We start from the raw sequence: 16,565 nt of genomic DNA, 5'->3' as shown, positions 1-16,565 counted from the left end.
CGCAGCAGATGCAAAGACAGCTTACGATACCACAGCAACCGAAGGTTACTTCTACAAGAACGAAACCACTATCGAGATCTGTGACGCTAAGAAGGCTACACCTACACCAACGCCAACAAAAACGAAGGTGGTATTCGATAAGAAGACCATCAGCGGTGATGAAGAGCTTGCAGGAGCGATCCTCACAATCACCAAGAAGGGCGAGTCCAAATCTCAGAGCTGGACATCTCAGATCGGAAAGACATGGGAAGTTGAGCTTGAAGAGGGCACATATGAACTTACAGAGTCCGGCGACAGTGTAGTCGATGCAGCGGGAAACAAGTACGATGTTATCACATCTAAGCTGGAGTTCACAGTAAACAGTGACGGTACAGTTACTGCAACAGGTGCAAAGACCGCTTATGACGATAAAGCAACCACAGGTTACTTCTATCAGAACGGTACGACCATCGAGATCTGTGACGCAAAGAAGGCTACTTCTGATGATGACAGCAAACCAGATGGCGACAGCAGTAAGCCTTCCGATGACAGCAGCAAGCCTTCCGGCGGCGACAACGACGGTGATAATGACAGCAGCAAGCCTTCCGGCGGCGACAACGACGGAGACAATGACAGCAGCAAGGGCAAGAAGCCTTCCGGCGGTGACAACGACGGAGACAATGACAGCAATAAGGGCAAGAAGCCTTCCGGCGGCGATGAGGATGCAGACAATACACCTAATACAGGTTTTGCAGGCTCCACATTTGCAGCAGCAGCGCTTCTGGCAGCAGTTTCTGTTCTCGCTGTTATGAAGAAGAAGGATGAGTAATTTGATCTCACCCTGACGCACAAACCAAAGTAATATTAAGGCACTTCTTTACGGAGTGCCTTAATTCTTAACTAAAAAGGAATTTACAATGGACGAAAAATTTATTCTCTGCCAGGGAGTCAGCCTGCGCAGTACAGGACAGGTAGTATCAGCATTTACGGTTCAGGGCGAGGATGTAAAGGGGATCCTGAGCGCACCGTTGATCCTGCCCGCAGCAAGGGCTTTCATCAAATCAGTAAAAGAGCCTGTTTTCTTCTTTCTTGAGCTTCCCGCAGAGGACGGCGAAAGCTATGAGACCTATTACCTTGATAATTGCACAAAGCCTGTGGCGGAGGCAATAATCAAACGCTTTGGCGAGCTTGTGGCAAACGACGGTATCTCACGCTTCGGCTTTGGCTCAAACTCCACCGAGGAGGAGATATACTTTAAGGACTATCAGGAGTTTTCCGCTTATCTGAGGTCCCCGCAAGGCTTTGCCGCAGCACTGGAAAAACTGGGCGTGCAGGAAAAAGACAGCTTTGCGACCCTCTGGCAGCAGCTGAGCGACGATAACGTGGGCAGCCTGTCTCCTGTGGAGCTGGACGGGGAAACGGTCTATGATATCCCCGGGGCACTTGAACAGGCAGGAATGTATCTAAGTCAGGAGGAATAATAAGTATGAACGTATGGCATGATATCTCACCCAAGGTGATAAACAAGGACCGCTTTATGGCGGTAATAGAAATTCCCAAAGGCTCAAAGGTAAAGTATGAGCTTGATAAAGCAACAGGACTTCTGAGAATGGACCGTATACTCTATACCTCCACCCACTATCCTGCAAACTACGGCTTTATCCCAAGAACATACGCCGAGGACGGAGACCCGCTGGACGTTCTGCTCATCTGCTCCGAAACACTTGTCCCCATGTCTTTGGTGGACTGCGTTCCCATAGGAGTTATCAAGATGCTTGACAACGGAGCAAACGACGAGAAAATAATCTGCGTCCCTGTCAACGACCCCACATACAACCATATCGACGATATCTCCGAGCTCCCGTCCCATATATTTGACGAGATGAAGCACTTTTTTACCGTCTATAAGAACCTTGAACATAAGGAAACTGTTATCGACGACGTGCAGAACAGACAGGAAGCTATCAAGATAGTGGGAAAGTGCATAGAAAGATATAATGAGACGTATTGTAAGTCGTATTTGTGCAATTTGACCATGGATATCGAAAAATAATTGCAAAAGCGGTGGTTTTTTCACAAAATCACCGCTTTTTTCTGTTTAGAATGAATTTTTCAGATAAATAATCGCAAAATCAAGTTTGTAATAATTAAAAGAAAGAACTAAAAAGTTGTTACCGTTTCTTAATATTTTCGCCCTCTGATCGGACAAAAAGTCAGAGGGTGTTTTCTTTTTCTGTAAAAATTCCTTCCAAATACAACTTTTTTGAAAAATCCTATTGACGTATACTATATGTAGTGGTATAATATAGCCATACTATTATAGTTAATATGGGAAAGGTGTGCCATTGTTGCCTTTCGGGTGCAATATGTTCGGTCTTTTTTTGTGTCGGAACACAGCATATTGTGGCGGTTTTTGAGTTTTAATTGTTCATAGATTACAATTTTATTACACCACCTGCGAGTTTGGTTACAATTTCCACCTTCAAATCCTGTTTTCTGCTTTTCCAAGCCGGCTGGAATCCCTCCTGTAACGAAATTTTGGGATTTTTACCGATTGCAATTTGAAAACAAATAGTGTATAATGAGTTTACAGTGGTGAAAAGTGCAAAAAAGTGGTACGCAGTGCCAAATATTTTCCCAAAACTCACCGGGACTATTTTTTTCAGGGCAGGGAGGTGAACAGCTTGCCGCAGGATAAAGAGTGTACAAGCATCCTTGATGGAATGCTTATCGGTACCTATAATCAGTCAATGGACCCCAAGGGCAGGCTTAGCTTTCCGGCGAAGCTCCGTGAAGCACTGGGCGAGAGGTTCATCGTTACAAAGGGTATAGACGGCTGCCTTTTCGTGTATTCAATAGAGAATTTCGAGAAAAAGGCTGAAAAGATACGCTCGCTGCCCATGGCAAAAGCCAGAACGCTGCAAAGAAGCTTTATGGCGTGGGCTTGTGAAGCCGAGCCGGACAAGCAGGGCAGGATACTTATCCCCCAGGCTCTCAGACAGGCAGCACAGCTTGATAAAGAGATAGTGGTGGCAGGCGTTTGCGACCGGTGCGAGATCTGGGATAAGCAGCGCTGGGAAGAGGTCAGCAGCGGCAGTGAACAGGAGCTTGCCGAGGCATTGGAAGGACTTGATTTTTAATGGAGTTCAACCACGTTTCCGTAATGCTTAATGAGTGCATAAACGGCTTGAATATAAAGCCGGGAGGCATTTATGTTGACGGCACCGCAGGAGGTGCAGGGCACTCAAAGGCTATCGCACAAAGGCTTGACCCCCAAGCGGGAGGAAAGCTTATCGCCATAGACAGGGACCCTGATGCGGTAAAGGTGGCTACACAAAGGCTTGAAGGTCTGCCGGCACAGGTGGTAAAGGGCAACTATTCACAGATAGATTCCATACTTGAAGATCTGGGGATAGATAAGGTCGACGGTATACTGCTTGACCTTGGAGTGTCCTCGTTCCAGCTGGATAACGCAGGCAGAGGATTTTCCTATCATACCGATGCACCGCTTGATATGCGGATGAGCCGTGAAGGCTTCAGCGCAAGAGATGTTGTTAATAATTACAGCTTTGAACAGCTGGCTAAAATTATATTTGAATACGGCGAAGAAAAATACGCCAGAAGCATAGCCATGGGGATATTGAAAGCCAGGGAACATCGACCTCTGGAAACTACACTTGAGCTTGCCGAGGCGATAAAATCGTCCGTACCTCAGAGGGTGAGGAGAGAGAAAAACCCTTGCAAAAAAACTTTCCAGGCTATAAGGATCGAAGTCAACAGCGAGCTTGAACATCTGAGCATCGCACTGGATAAGACCTTTGATTGCCTGAACACAGCAGGACGGCTGTGTATAATATCCTTCCATTCACTTGAAGACAGACTTGTAAAGCAAAGATTTAAAAGCTTGTGCACAGGCTGTACCTGTCCGCCGGATTTTCCCGTCTGCATTTGCGGTAAAAAACCGCGAGGGAAAATGATAAGCTCAAAGCCTATCGAGGCAAGCGAGCAGGAGCTGGCGGTGAACAACCGCAGCCACAGCGCAAAGCTTCGCATAATTGAAAAGCTGTAGAGAGAAAAAAGCTTGAATTTTCAGCACAGAGAGAAAAAGCTGAAACCACAAAAAGAGAGAAACATCTGCCTAATTGTCATTGCTTGTGATCATCCCCGCCTTGTGCGGGGTAAGTCACAGGGCTGTATCTGCAAACAGCACAAGGGCGGAAAAAGAGAGTGTTTGTTAAACTTTGAGGTGCTTGACTTATGGCAAAGTTACACAACCTTGCCTATGACTATGCCCCTGCCCCCGAGGAAGAGGCTGTCGTAGACAGAGAGATCAAACAAAAAAAGAATACCGACACAGCGAATAAGTTTTTTTCATTGAGATTCGTTGTCCTTTGTGCGCTTGTTTGCGGACTGCTGTGCGTAATGATATACGGAAAGGTGCAGATCTCGGATCTGAGTGCCGAGCAGACCCGTCTGCAAACGGAGCTGACCGAGCTTCGCAACGGAAATACCAGTCTTGAATCGGAGCTGGCACAAAAGACCAGCATGACCAAGATAGAGGAATATGCAAAAAGCGAGGGGCTTGTAAAGCTGGACAGATCTCAGATAGAATATGTTGAGGTGGACAGCGATGCGGTGGCTTCCGTAGTGGAAACAAAAGACCGCAGCATATTTGTAAGGATCAAAAACTGGTTCGTATCCAAGCTGGAATACTTCGGCTTGTGATGAATAAAATATCAATGAGGAAAGTTAGGGACAGATAAAATTTGTGCCTGGCTTTCTTGTTCTATATTATTGTTAGTGGAAAACAGCGCATTTGCGCCGTTTTATTGTGGTAAGGGAGTAAAACATGACAGACAGACCAAGTGCAAGGATGAAAAGAAGGCTAAATCTGCTCCTTATAATTCCTTTCGGAGTAATGGCCGTTTATATTATATATTCTGTTCTGAAGGTGTCAGTCCTGGAGGGCGGATACTGGAAAGCTCTTGCCAATAGCCAGCAGCTGCAAAGTACGGTCGTTTCCGCATCAAGAGGAACTATCTATGATGCCACCGGTTCGGTACTGGCTCAGAGCGCAACGGTGTATAACGTCTACTGTGACCCTGTGATGCTCAAGGAGCATATGGATAAAAAGGATAAGAACAGGGCTGAGCTTGAGGAGCTTTTAAAGACCGAAAAGAACGAAAGCAAGCTTAATGAGTACCGTGCAAAACTGGAAAAGAACCAGCCCGGCTCAAAAATACTTGATGAGCTGGTAACGTTTTTGTCCCAGAAGCTTGCCACAGATACCGCACAGGTGAGAAGTGCCCTTACGGACGAAAAATCAAGATATAAGATAATCAAGAGAAATGTGGATAAGTCAGTAGCCGATGCGGTGGAGAAAAAGCTTACCGAGCTTTCTGTGGACGGCGTAAGGTGTGAACCTACCACCAACCGTGTCTATCCGCAGAATTCCCTTGCCGCCAATGTTATCGGTCATACCTCATTTGAAGGCGACGGAATATACGGCATCGAATCTTATTACAACGAGTACCTCTCAGGCGTAGACGGAAGAATAGTTACCGCTAAGGACGGCGACGGCAACGAGATCCCCTACCGCTACAAGCAGGAGTACAGCGCACAGAACGGATACAGCATAAATCTGAATATTGATTCAAATATCCAGTATATACTGGAAAAAGCCCTTAAAGACGGCGTTGCCCAGCATAAACCCAAGTACAGAGCCACCGGTATAATCATGGATCCCAAGACCGCTAAGGTCCTTGCCATGGCCACCGAGTACAGCTATGATCCAAACGATCCCGGAAAGGTAACCGATAAAGCCTCTGCTCAGAAGCTTGCCGGTCTTGACGAGAATTCCGAGGAGTATAAGAAACAGCAGCTTGATGCCTGGTCTACCCAGTGGAAAAACAAAGCGGTCTCCGAGATATATTTCCCCGGATCTGTCTTTAAAACCTTTACAGGCTCCGCAGCGCTTGAAGAAAACGCAATAACACTTGAGGACGTTTTCAGCTGTAATACCCAGATCAAGGTGGCGGACACCTCGTTCCACTGCTGGTCATTCGTTGACCACGGCTCCCAGAACCTTCAGAAAGCCATGATAAACTCATGTAACCCTGCCTTTGTGCAGATAGGTCTGACTCTGGGGGCAGAGAAATTCTATAAGTACCTTGAAGCCTTTGGCTTTACCGACCTGACAGGTATCGACCTGCCCGGCGAATCAATGTCCATAACCATTGCCAAGGACAAAATCGGTCCTGTTGAGCTGGCATCATCGTCCTTCGGTCAGACAAATAAGGTCACAGCTATCCAGATGATAACTGCCTTTTCTTCCGTTATAAACGGCGGAGACCTGCTCACGCCCCAGGTGGTGAATACCGTTACCGACGAAAACGGAAATATAGTCAAGAAGAACGAGCCGGTGAAGAAAAGACAGGTAATATCTCAGAAGACATCCCAGGAAATGCGAAATATCCTGGAAAAGGTGGTCACAGAAGCCAAAAGCTCAAACTGCTATATCCAGGGCTACCGCATCGGCGGAAAGTCGGGAACCTCACAGAAGATAGACGAAAATGCAGCAGGTAATACCTACGTTGCCTCCTATTGCGCATTTGCACCGGTGGATGACCCCCAGGTGGTGGTGCTTATCCTGGTGGATGAGCCAACAGGAGACCAGTATTACGGAAGCCAGGTGGCTGCGCCGATAAGCGTTAAGGTTATGACTGAGCTGCTGCCATATATGGAAATATTCCCGCAGTATACCGAGGAGGAGCGCAAGACTCTCCAGGTAACTGTCCCCAATGTTCAGACCTATAAGCTTGAAAGCGCAAAGAAGACTCTGGAAAATCTGGGACTTAAAGTGAAGGTCGTGGGCAGCGGAAGCTCTGTTGTGAAGCAGTACCCAACAGGTGCCGCTATCGACAACGGCGGAACAGTGGTTCTTTGTACCGACGATACAAAGCTTGAAATGGTCACCGTTCCAAGCATAGCAGGTCTTACAAGACAGCAGGCTAAGGAGCTGCTGGAATCCTATGGACTGAACCTTACAGCCCAGGGAGCGGGAGCCAGCGAAACGGGAGCCATTGCCCGGGGAGATCAGCAGGCAACTGCCGGAAAATCTGTCCCTGTGGGAACGGCAATATCCGTTACCTTTGCAAGCTCTACCGTATCTTCACAGTAGCGTGAGCAAAATAAAAAAACCAAGCTATGGTAAAAAAATATTCAGGGGAAATGCAAAATGAAACTGTATGAATTGATGAAAAACGTATCTCAGGTGGATATACCTGATATTGAGGTATCGGGAGTTACCTGCGATACACGAAGCGAGATAAAGCCGGGCACAGTCTTTGTGTGCATAAAGGGCAATACCTTTGACGGGCACGATGCCGCAAAGGATATGGTCGCAAAGGGCTGCACTGTGGTGGTGTGTCAGCGTGACCTGGGACTTGAAAACCAGATAATCATAGACGACACCCGTGGGGCTTATCCTCGTATGTGCGCCAACTGGTTTGGCAATCCTCAGGATAAGCTGCGCCTGATAGGCGTTACAGGCACCAACGGCAAGACCACTATAACAACTATGATAAAAAAAGTGCTTACCTCCCTTGGCTGCAAGGTGGGACTTATCGGCACCTGCCAGAACGAGATAGGCGACAGTATCTATCCCACATCCAGAACCACCCCGGAGCCTTATGACCTTTATGAGCTTTTTGACAAAATGGTAAAGGCGGGCTGCGATTATGCGGTAATGGAGGTGTCCTCACAGGGACTTGAGCAAAAGCGTGTTGCCGCTTGCACATACGAGGTGGGCATCTTTACCAACCTTACTCAGGACCACCTTGATGTCCATGGCACAATGGAGAACTACTATCTGGCGAAAAAAGAGCTTTTCTATATTTCCAGAACTGCTATAATAAACTGTGACGACGAGTACGGAAGAAGATATATAAGCGAAGTTACCTGCCCGGTCAAGACATATTCTGTGGGCGGTTCAGCTGATTTTGTGGGGGACGACGTGCTGCTTTCCGCAAGCGGAGTGAAGTATGTTTACTCCGACGGCATAAGAAAACGCAACGTAAAGTTCGGTATGCCCGGACTTTTCAATGTTTCAAATTCCCTGGCAGTAATAGCTTGCTGCGAGACGCTGGGATATGACGTTGATAAGGTCATAAAGGCGCTTGCCGACCAGGGCGGCGTAAGAGGCAGAGCGGAGATAGTCCCCACACACAGGGATTTTACCGTTATCTGTGACTATGCCCACACCCCGGATGCGCTGGTGAACGTGCTCAAAGCTATTAAGGAAAGCTCTACCGGAAAAGTTAAGTGCCTCTTTGGCTGCGGCGGAAACAGAGATGCTACAAAGCGTCCGCTTATGGCAGCTGCTGCTGCGGATAATTCCGACTTCCTTATCGTTACCTCGGATAACCCGAGGAATGAGGACCCCGAGGAGATAATAAAGGATATTCTCGTTGGTCTGCAAGGTAAAAGTACACCCTATGTTAAGATCTGTGACCGACGTGAAGCTATCCACTGGGCTGTTAAAAACGCAGAAAAAGACGATATTATCGTCCTGGCAGGTAAAGGCCATGAGGATTATCAGATCCTGGCAGGCGGCGTGAAGATACATTTCGATGAGCGTGAAGTCGTGGCAGAAGCCCTTAATGAGCTTTCTGAAGAAGGCAGATAATATACCCTGTGCAACCATCGGGGAACCCCTTTTGCAGCTTTATCGGGGGGCATTTTTCTTAAAATTGCTCCCCCGGTTGATACACAAGGGTACTGCGTAAGTTCTGAATGATATATACTGTAACAGGCAGGGAGTGAATTATAAAATGGAACAGATGAAACTGTCGGAAATAGTAAAGGCAGTAAAGGGAAGCTATGGATATCCTGACGATGCCTTAATAGACAATATTTCCACCGACACCCGCACCATAACCGAAGGGTCGGTGTTTCTTGCGTTGAGGGGTGCACGCTTTGACGGTCATGATTTTGCTGCCAAGGCGATGGAGCTTGGTGCTCAGGCAGTCATAACCGAAAGGGCGGTAGAGGGTGCAAGGTGCATTATAGTTGACTCCACGGCTCAGGCTTTGCTTGACCTTGCAGGTTATTACCGTGACAAGTTTGATATACCCCTTGTGGGCGTAACGGGCAGCGTGGGAAAGACCACCACAAAGGATATGATATCCCTTGTTGTGGCACAGAAGTATAAGACCTTGAAAACTCAGGGCAATCTGAATAACGAGATAGGAATGCCCAAAACTCTTTTTGGGATAGATAAACAGACCCGGGCGGCGGTAATTGAAATGGGCATGAGTGCCCGGGGAGAAATATCCCGTATGTCAATGAGCTGTAAGCCGTCGGTGTGCGTAATAACAAATATCGGAGTGTCTCACATCGAAAAGCTCGGCTCACAGGAGAACATACTTGCCGCAAAGCTGGAGATACTTGACGGGGCAAAGCAGGGCGCACCGCTGGTTCTGAATATGGACGACAAGTTCCTTGCCAATGCCGTTGTACACGGACTTCGCAAGGTGTGGTATTATAGCGTAAAGGACAAAAACTGCGACGTTTACGCCGCAAATATAATCAACCGCAACGCAGGTGTGGATTTTGACATCTGCTACGGGGGAGAAATAGCTCACGCAAGGATAAACTGCATTGGCGTACATAACGTAAAGAACGCCCTTGCGGCATTTTGTGTTGGTCTTATCCTTGAAGTGCCGGTGGAGAGCATACTTGAAGGCATTGAGAGCTTCCGACCGGAAGGGCTCAGACAGAACATTACAGTTAAAAACGGCGTCAGCTTCGTGGTGGATTGCTACAACGCAGCTCCCGACTCTATGCGCTCCAGCATTTCCGTTCTTGACCAGCTTGAGACTGACGGAATGCGCTACTGCGTCCTTGCGGATATGCTTGAGCTTGGGGAAAGGAGCGCAGAATTCCACAAGGCTGTGGGTAAATACGTGGCAGATTCCCATGCTGACAGGCTTTACTGTTTCGGAGAGCTTGCCAGGAATTACATTCTTGGTGCGGTGGAGAACGGTTTTGACAAGAGCAGGTGTATGCACTTTTCCGACAAGGACGAGTTGGCAGACTATCTCAGGTCAAAACTTCGCAAGGGCGATTCCGTTCTTCTGAAGGGAAGCAGGGGCATGGCTCTGGAGAAAGTCTTTGAAGCAATATGATTTGAAACGATATAGTTTTACAAAACATAAATATTTGACCTTTATCTTGCATAAGTGTTAAACAGATCTTAAAAACACAGGATCAATAAGGAGAGAGCAACTGATGAACTGGCAGGTGCAAAGCGTAATACTACTGGCGGAGCTTGCAGGAGGAACGGTGCTCTTTCGTTTTTTTATCCCGTTTTTCCGCAGGGTGAAGACGGGAAAGTTTGACCTTTATATCGGCGACAGGTTCAAAAAGGACGGCAGCGAGCCTAAATTTGCAGGGCTTGTTATGGCGCTGATAATGGTGCTTGGTCTGACGGTGGGAATTGTCGGACGCAGCTTATCCTCTGACGGCGGGGCAATGGGAAACACGGACCTATCGGTTTTCGCCGCAAGTGCGGCTCTGGTGCTTCTCATAACCGCCGCCGGGCTTGTCCGGGACTATAACAGCGACACCGGAAGGGGCATCGGACCAAAGCGACGCTGGGTCATTTTATGGCGATGGGTGCTGTGCCTTGGCTATTGCTGTCTGCTGGGATATGTGGGCGTGCTGGACACAAGACTGCTCCTTCCGTTTCATATGGGAAATATTGAACTTGGGTTTATATTTTATCCATTGACAGCAGGCTTTATGACTGTTATAATAGGTTTAACGGAGCTGCATGACTGCCCGGGAGGGGTCACGGATCAGGGCTGCGACGGCTTATGCGCTTTGACCTCGATGATGTTCTGTCTCGGCAGCGCAGGAGCGTGCGGGCTGTATCCCCGCCTTGAGATACCCCAGATATTCAGCGTTGTTGCGGCAGGTGCCTGCGGAGCATACTTAGTGTGGGGGATAAGCCCTTCAAAAATGTATCTTGGCAGGTCGGGAAGCTCATTTCTCGGTGGGTGCATTGCGGTCATAACCGTTACAACGAATATGCCTCTTGCGTTTTTATGCAGCGGGATAGTTTTTATTGCCGACGGGGTTTGCACCCTTATCGGCAGACTGGTTTTCAAGCGCAAAAAACAGCTTTTGTTCAAGGGGCTTACCCTCCACGGACATCTGACAAACAGAGGCTGGAGCGATTACAGGATAATGGGTGCAAGCGCACTGCTCACACTTTTAGGTGCTGTGGGAACATTTGTGTATGCTTCCTATGCGGACGGCATACTTTTGAATAAATAAAACTTTGTGTAAAGATCTTTCCAGGAGGAATAAAATTGGCCGACAGAACAAATACAGAACAAAATGTCAATTATTATGACACCGTCCCTGTCAATCAGCCTGTTGCTCAGGCGAGAAAAAAACTCAATCTCAGACTTATATTCACCGAGATAGATAAGCCGTTTTTTGTGCTGGTAATGGTGCTGGTGGTGTTCGGACTGGTAATGATGTTCTCGGCATCCTACGGCTGGGGACTTGCGGACACGGGCGACGGTACCTACTATCTGAAACGTCAGGCATTTGCAGGCGGTATTGGTATCGCTGCAATGCTGCTGCTTTCGGTATTTGATTACCACTTTTTCCAGAACACGAAGATAGTTTATCTGGGATTTATAGTTGTTTTCGGCGTATGCATTGCCACGCTGTTTGTGGGCACGGAGACCGCCAATGCAAGGCGGTGGATAGACTTCGGTTTTATCCAGTTCCAGCCTTCGGAGCTTCTGAAGGTAACGTTCATTCTTGTGTTCGCCTACATCATGGCGGTAAATTTTCCTAAATTCAAGGACTGGAAATACTGCGTTCTGCCGTTTATTATCATTCTTGGAATGGTTGGCGGAGTGCTGGTGCTGCAAAGACATATGTCGGCGGTAATGCTGGTGGGCATAATCGGCATTTGCATGATGTATGTAAGCGGAATGCCCTCAAAGACGTTCTGGATATTCATCGGCGTGATGATACTTGTGGGGCTGCTTGCGGTGGGATTGAAGCTTCTGGCAGGCGGCTCGGGATTTTCATACATATCTGAAAGAATACAGAGCTGGAGAAACCCGGAGAGCGACCCCCAGGGCTCAACGTGGCAGACATACCAGTCGCTGCTGGCTATCGGTTCGGGCGGTTGGAACGGGCTCGGATTCGGCGAATCAAGGCAGAAGTTCCTGTACCTCCCGGAGTCACAGAATGACTTTGTGTTCTCTATCGTTTGCGAGGAGCTGGGCTTTATCGGCGGCTTGATAGTCGTGCTGCTTTTCGTGATGTTTATTTTTAAGGGCTTCCAGATCGCAAGCCACGCCAAGGACAGATTCGGTACCCTGGTCGCCGCCGGTATTACGATCCAGATAGGCTCACAGGCGTTCTTCAATATCATGGTCGCCTGCAATGCTTTCCCTAACACCGGTATCGCCCTGCCGTTCTTTAGCTACGGAGGTACCGCTTTGATGATCCAAATGGCGGAAATGGGTATTATGCTCAATATTTCACGCCAGGCTAATATGAAAAAATAAATCAGAATTTATATTATTATCAAAATAATAGTTGTGCACCCGAAGGGGTCATAGGTGCTCATTATATGAGATTCAAGCCGCCTTTTTGCAGGCGGCTTGAGGGAAAAGAGTTTTGCGCTTTCCAAAGGGGCACGCCCTCTCTTGCAGGGCGTCCCCTCTTTCAAAACAGTCCACCGGGCTGTTTTGAAATTCACCCCTTGCGGAGCGCACGATGTAGGGGGATTTCGCTCTCTGCGGAGAGCGACGAGGGCGCCGCCCTCGACCCGCAAGCCCTTTTTAGGAAAGGGCTTGACCCCAAACCTTTTTAATATGCACGATTTGGCGCATTATCCTTGCATAGTAGTTGGGGATTTCTCTTAAGGGGGTTCTCATATCTCCTTAGGACTTATAGTTATTTTTTCCTGCCCCGTCGCAGACGGGGTGGGGAAAAATCATTAATAGGTTTCTGAGGGGGTCTGGGGGAAATCTTCTCTTAAAAGAGTTCCCCCAGCTGCTACCCAAGGGTACTGCGGTAAATTCTGATTTAGAACGACATAGATATTATGGAGCTGATAATAGATGTACAGAGTATTACTGGCTGGCGGAGGCACGGCGGGGCACGTAAACCCTGCGCTTGCGATAGCGGAGATAATAAAAGAGAGATACCCGGACACAGAGTTTTGTTTTGCGGGAAATCCTGACAAAATAGAGGCAAAGCTTGTTGAAAAGGCTGGATACAGGTTTGAGCCGGTACGTATAGAGGGTTTTCAGAGGCACATCAGTCCGGAGAACATAAAGCGCAACTTCAAGGCTGTGGGTTATCTTATGAGGTCGGGGAAGACCTGCAAGAGGATAATCAGAGATTTCAAGCCTGATCTTGTGGTTGGCACCGGCGGATATGTTTCGGGACCTGTGGTCAGGGCGGCTTCAAAAATGGGGATCAGGACTGCTGTGCATGAGCAGAACGCATATGCAGGCGTGACAAACAAGATCCTTTCAAAGCACGCTGATGTGGTAATGGTCAGCGTCAAGGAAGCCAAAAAGTATTTTGAAAAGGCGAAAAAAGTGGTTGTTACGGGGCTTCCTGTAAGAAACGCTTTCAGCAGGATGTCAAAGCAGGAGGCAAGGGATAAGCTTGGCTTTGACAGGGACACGGTCTGCGTTCTGTCAACAGGCGGAAGCCTTGGTTCGCTTACGGTGAACACCTATGCGGCGAAGCTGCTTAAATACTATCAGGACAACAACATCAAAGTTAACCACATTCATTCTTACGGCACATATGTGGACTACAAGGACTATGTACAGGATCTTGAGAAAGACGGTGTAAAGGTCAAGGATGACCCTCACCGGATCGTTGAGAGCTATGTAAATATGCCTGTGGCAATGGCTGCCTGCGATCTGGTCATAACACGCTGCGGAGCGGGTGCGCTTACGGAGATAGAGGCTATGGGCAGACCGGCAGTGATGATACCGTCACCTATGGTTGCGGAAAACCATCAGTATCACAACGGAATGGTGCTGCAAAAGGCAGGTGCTGGTGTTGTTATCGAGGAGAAGGATCTTACGGATGAGCTTTTCATCAACACGGTCATGGGCTATATAAACGACCCGGAGAAGCTGAAAAGCTCTGCGGAAAATGCGGCTAAGCTGCATATCCCGGACACTCGGGAGAGAATAATGAAAGCTCTTGACGAGCTGCTTACAAAGTGATAAGTTATACGGTAATACGGATGTCATAAACGTTATTAAGGGGAATGTTAAATGGCTAAAGTAAAGAAAAATCCCGGTTCGGGAGATATGGATAGCATAAGACTGCCCGACAAGCAGGAGATACGTGCGCTGAATACCCCAAAGCACAGGGGCAGTCTTACCAATCAGTACGCAGAATCCCTGTTTTCAAAGGGTGAGAGCCATAACAAGGGCTCTTTTGAAAGGGCAATACTTTATGAAGACCCTGCAATGAACCTTCGCACCTCAAAGGATGAAGAGGAAGAGCAGGAGGAAGATTTCAGCGATTTCAACGCAAAAGAGATACCAAAGGCAACAGGCCTTAACCGTGGCGTAAAGCTGGGTAACCAGTATGTAAAGAAAAAGACCATTGTTATCTGGTGCACGGTGGCGGTGACGTTTCTGCTGTTTATGATGTTTGCTTTCCCGCCTATTATTTCCGACGACACCTCAAGCAGCGTGGTGGATAAGGAAGCCAACGTCTTTAAGAATATGGGCATGACTGAGCTGAAAGCCTATGCATCGTCACACTATTCCATGAACAGTCAGAAGGCGTTTACCTCGGAAAAAATGGAAAATTATCGTGTGGTAAAGCTGGCGTACAACGCAAGGAACCTTTCGCCTTTCAAGGTGGAGATACCAAAGTTTGTGGTGAAAAAAGTCGCTTCGCAGTACAAGGACAGGATAGCATACATTTCCATGGCGGACAAAAAGGAAAACGGCGACCAGGAGCCTGCGGAGATACCTGCATTCGGCTCAAAGACGATAACTATTGAGGTACTTGTGAACGTTGCAGACCTTTCGGAAAAGGAATTTAACGAGGCGGTATCCTCCATGATAATCGCAACAGAGGGAATGAACAAAAAAGTGTTCGGTCTTTCTGTGCCTTGTATCCCTTCTTTCATTTTTGTTTCAAACAATATACTTCTGGACATGAGCTGAGCTTTCACCTGCGGGAGCGGCTGAGCATAAGATAAGTCAGACCTTTATTTACTTTTAAAGGAGTTGACTTTTATGCAAAAGCTTGCCATAAGAGGCGCAAAACGCCTCAGCGGTGAAATACCTCTTCAGGGTGCCAAGAACAGTGCCCTTGCTCTGCTTGCCGGCTGCGCTTTGTGCAGCGGTGAGGTCAGACTGAAAAACTGCCCTGCGCTGAGCGACGTGTTCGCTGCTTGCAGGATACTTAACAAGCTGGGATGTAAATGCTCTTACCACGACCACTGTGTCAGCGTTGATGCAAGAGATATGAACTGCTGTGCGGTGCCGGAGGAGCTGATGAGGGAGATGCGCTCGTCCATAGTCTTTCTCGGGGCGATCCTGGGAAGAAAGGGAGAGTGTGAGCTGTCACCGCCCGGAGGGTGCGAGTTGGGACCAAGACCCATAGATATGCACCTTAGCGCAATGGAGCAGATGGGGGTCAGGATCAGCGAGGAATACGGCGGTATGTGCTGTGAATGTCCCGGTGGGCTGCATGGGGCAAGGATAGATCTGGGGTTCCCGTCGGTGGGGGCTACGGAGAATATCATGCTTGCGGCGGTACTGGCAAAGGGCGAAACAGTTATAACTAATGCTGCCACAGAACCGGAGATCACCGATCTTGGCAATTTCCTGGTGCGCTGCGGAGCAAGGATAAGGGGACAGGGTACTCCTACCGTGGTCATAAGCGGAGTGGATAAGCTCCACGGCTGCGAATACTCGGTAATGCCCGACAGGATAGTTGCCGCTACGTTTATGTCGGCGGCGGCGGTCACAGGGGGCGAGCTTGATATCAAAGGGGCGGACCCTCGTCATATGCGCTCGGTGATATCCGTTTTCCAACAGATGAACTGCAGCGTATTTACTTACGATGACCGTATATTTATAAGCGCAAAGAAACCTCTGTGCGCTGTGAACACCATAAGGACCATGCCTTACCCGGGATTTCCCACCGACGCCCAGGCGCCTGTGATGGCGGCGCTGGCAAAGGCGGCAGGAACATCGGTGATGGTGGAAAATATTTTCTCCAACCGCTACCGCCACGTTGATGAGCTTGTGCGCATGGGTGCGGATATAAAGACCGAGGGGAAGGTCGCGGTGATAAGGGGTGTCAAAAAGCTTTGCGGAGCAACTGTCAGAGCCCTTGACCTTCGGGGAGGGGCTTGCCTTGTGCTTGCGGCTCTTGGCGCTCAGGGAGAGAGCAGGGTGGAAAACCTGTGCTATATCGACCGTGGATACGAAAACATAGAGACAGTGCTCCGCTCGGTGGGCGCTGATATAAAAAGGATAAAAAGCTAAGGAAAG

13 protein-coding genes and 1 pseudogene are annotated in these 16,565 nt (G+C 48.4%); all 14 read left to right on the top strand.

Features of this window, described 5'->3' with window-relative positions:
* Positions 1 to 808, top strand: a pseudogene (locus T494_RS13160) (hypothetical protein); the annotation flags it as partial.
* Between the two features lie 88 nt (positions 809 to 896).
* On the top strand, positions 897 to 1,460 hold the full coding sequence (locus T494_RS0111675; RefSeq protein ID WP_037344852.1) for a hypothetical protein: 564 nt from the start codon (positions 897 to 899) through the stop codon (positions 1,458 to 1,460).
* Positions 1,461 to 1,465: 5 nt separating this feature from the next.
* On the top strand, positions 1,466 to 2,032 hold the full coding sequence (locus T494_RS0111670) for an inorganic diphosphatase (protein ID WP_028506438.1): 567 nt from the start codon (positions 1,466 to 1,468) through the stop codon (positions 2,030 to 2,032).
* Between the two features lie 631 nt (positions 2,033 to 2,663).
* On the top strand, positions 2,664 to 3,119 hold the full coding sequence (gene mraZ / locus T494_RS0111665; RefSeq protein WP_347490904.1) for a division/cell wall cluster transcriptional repressor MraZ: 456 nt from the start codon (positions 2,664 to 2,666) through the stop codon (positions 3,117 to 3,119).
* A complete protein-coding gene (rsmH, locus tag T494_RS0111660; RefSeq protein WP_028506436.1) occupies positions 3,119 to 4,048 on the top strand; it encodes a 16S rRNA (cytosine(1402)-N(4))-methyltransferase RsmH in 930 nt (309 codons plus the stop codon). The genes mraZ and rsmH overlap by 1 nt, the downstream gene beginning before the upstream one ends.
* Positions 4,049 to 4,236: 188 nt before the next feature.
* Entirely contained in the window at positions 4,237 to 4,704 is a 468-nt protein-coding gene (locus tag T494_RS13155) for an FtsL-like putative cell division protein (RefSeq protein ID WP_051540410.1), read from the top strand.
* 148 nt (positions 4,705 to 4,852) lie between these two features.
* Complete coding sequence (locus tag T494_RS0111650) at positions 4,853 to 7,159, top strand: penicillin-binding transpeptidase domain-containing protein (protein ID WP_242836448.1); 2,307 nt, start codon at positions 4,853 to 4,855, stop codon at positions 7,157 to 7,159.
* 57 nt (positions 7,160 to 7,216) lie between these two features.
* Entirely contained in the window at positions 7,217 to 8,665 is a 1,449-nt protein-coding gene (locus T494_RS0111645) for a UDP-N-acetylmuramoyl-L-alanyl-D-glutamate--2,6-diaminopimelate ligase (RefSeq protein ID WP_028506434.1), read from the top strand.
* 145 nt (positions 8,666 to 8,810) lie between these two features.
* Positions 8,811 to 10,166, top strand: coding sequence for a UDP-N-acetylmuramoyl-tripeptide--D-alanyl-D-alanine ligase (gene murF, locus T494_RS0111640; RefSeq protein WP_028506433.1), 1,356 nt, complete (start codon positions 8,811 to 8,813; stop codon positions 10,164 to 10,166).
* 103 nt (positions 10,167 to 10,269) lie between these two features.
* Positions 10,270 to 11,319, top strand: a complete 1,050-nt coding sequence (locus T494_RS13150) for a hypothetical protein (RefSeq protein ID WP_051540408.1) — start codon at positions 10,270 to 10,272, stop codon at positions 11,317 to 11,319.
* A gap of 35 nt (positions 11,320 to 11,354) precedes the next feature.
* Complete coding sequence (locus tag T494_RS0111630; RefSeq protein ID WP_028506432.1) at positions 11,355 to 12,578, top strand: putative peptidoglycan glycosyltransferase FtsW; 1,224 nt, start codon at positions 11,355 to 11,357, stop codon at positions 12,576 to 12,578.
* Between the two features lie 558 nt (positions 12,579 to 13,136).
* A complete protein-coding gene (gene murG, locus T494_RS0111625) occupies positions 13,137 to 14,267 on the top strand; it encodes an undecaprenyldiphospho-muramoylpentapeptide beta-N-acetylglucosaminyltransferase (RefSeq protein ID WP_028506431.1) in 1,131 nt (376 codons plus the stop codon).
* A gap of 51 nt (positions 14,268 to 14,318) precedes the next feature.
* A complete protein-coding gene (locus tag T494_RS0111620) occupies positions 14,319 to 15,227 on the top strand; it encodes a hypothetical protein (RefSeq protein WP_028506430.1) in 909 nt (302 codons plus the stop codon).
* Positions 15,228 to 15,299: 72 nt separating this feature from the next.
* Positions 15,300 to 16,559 carry a UDP-N-acetylglucosamine 1-carboxyvinyltransferase gene (gene murA / locus T494_RS0111615; protein ID WP_028506429.1) on the top strand — a complete coding sequence of 420 codons (1,260 nt, stop codon included), beginning with the start codon at positions 15,300 to 15,302 and terminating at the stop codon, positions 16,557 to 16,559.
* Positions 16,560 to 16,565: the final 6 nt, after the last annotated feature.

The sequence above is a fragment of the Ruminococcus sp. FC2018 genome (assembly GCF_000621805.1).
Classification (GTDB): Bacteria; Bacillota; Clostridia; order Oscillospirales; family Ruminococcaceae; genus Hominimerdicola.
The sequence above is the reverse complement of the archived record's forward strand: the minus strand, read 5'-3'. Positions and strand labels throughout refer to the sequence as shown.

Excerpts from the sequence above, each read along its gene's own strand:
- T494_RS0111675 (WP_037344852.1), top strand. The coding sequence starts at position 897 with ATGGACGAAAAATTTATTCTCTGCCAGGGAGTCAGCCTGCGCAGTACA.
- T494_RS0111670 (WP_028506438.1), top strand. The coding sequence starts at position 1,466 with ATGAACGTATGGCATGATATCTCACCCAAGGTGATAAACAAGGACCGC.
- rsmH (WP_028506436.1), top strand. The coding sequence starts at position 3,119 with ATGGAGTTCAACCACGTTTCCGTAATGCTTAATGAGTGCATAAACGGC.
- T494_RS13155 (WP_051540410.1), top strand. The coding sequence starts at position 4,237 with ATGGCAAAGTTACACAACCTTGCCTATGACTATGCCCCTGCCCCCGAG.
- T494_RS0111650 (WP_242836448.1), top strand. The coding sequence starts at position 4,853 with ATGAAAAGAAGGCTAAATCTGCTCCTTATAATTCCTTTCGGAGTAATG.
- T494_RS0111645 (WP_028506434.1), top strand. The coding sequence starts at position 7,217 with ATGAAACTGTATGAATTGATGAAAAACGTATCTCAGGTGGATATACCT.
- murF (WP_028506433.1), top strand. The coding sequence starts at position 8,811 with ATGGAACAGATGAAACTGTCGGAAATAGTAAAGGCAGTAAAGGGAAGC.
- T494_RS13150 (WP_051540408.1), top strand. The coding sequence starts at position 10,270 with ATGAACTGGCAGGTGCAAAGCGTAATACTACTGGCGGAGCTTGCAGGA.
- murG (WP_028506431.1), top strand. The coding sequence starts at position 13,137 with ATGTACAGAGTATTACTGGCTGGCGGAGGCACGGCGGGGCACGTAAAC.
- T494_RS0111620 (WP_028506430.1), top strand. The coding sequence starts at position 14,319 with ATGGCTAAAGTAAAGAAAAATCCCGGTTCGGGAGATATGGATAGCATA.
- murA (WP_028506429.1), top strand. The coding sequence starts at position 15,300 with ATGCAAAAGCTTGCCATAAGAGGCGCAAAACGCCTCAGCGGTGAAATA.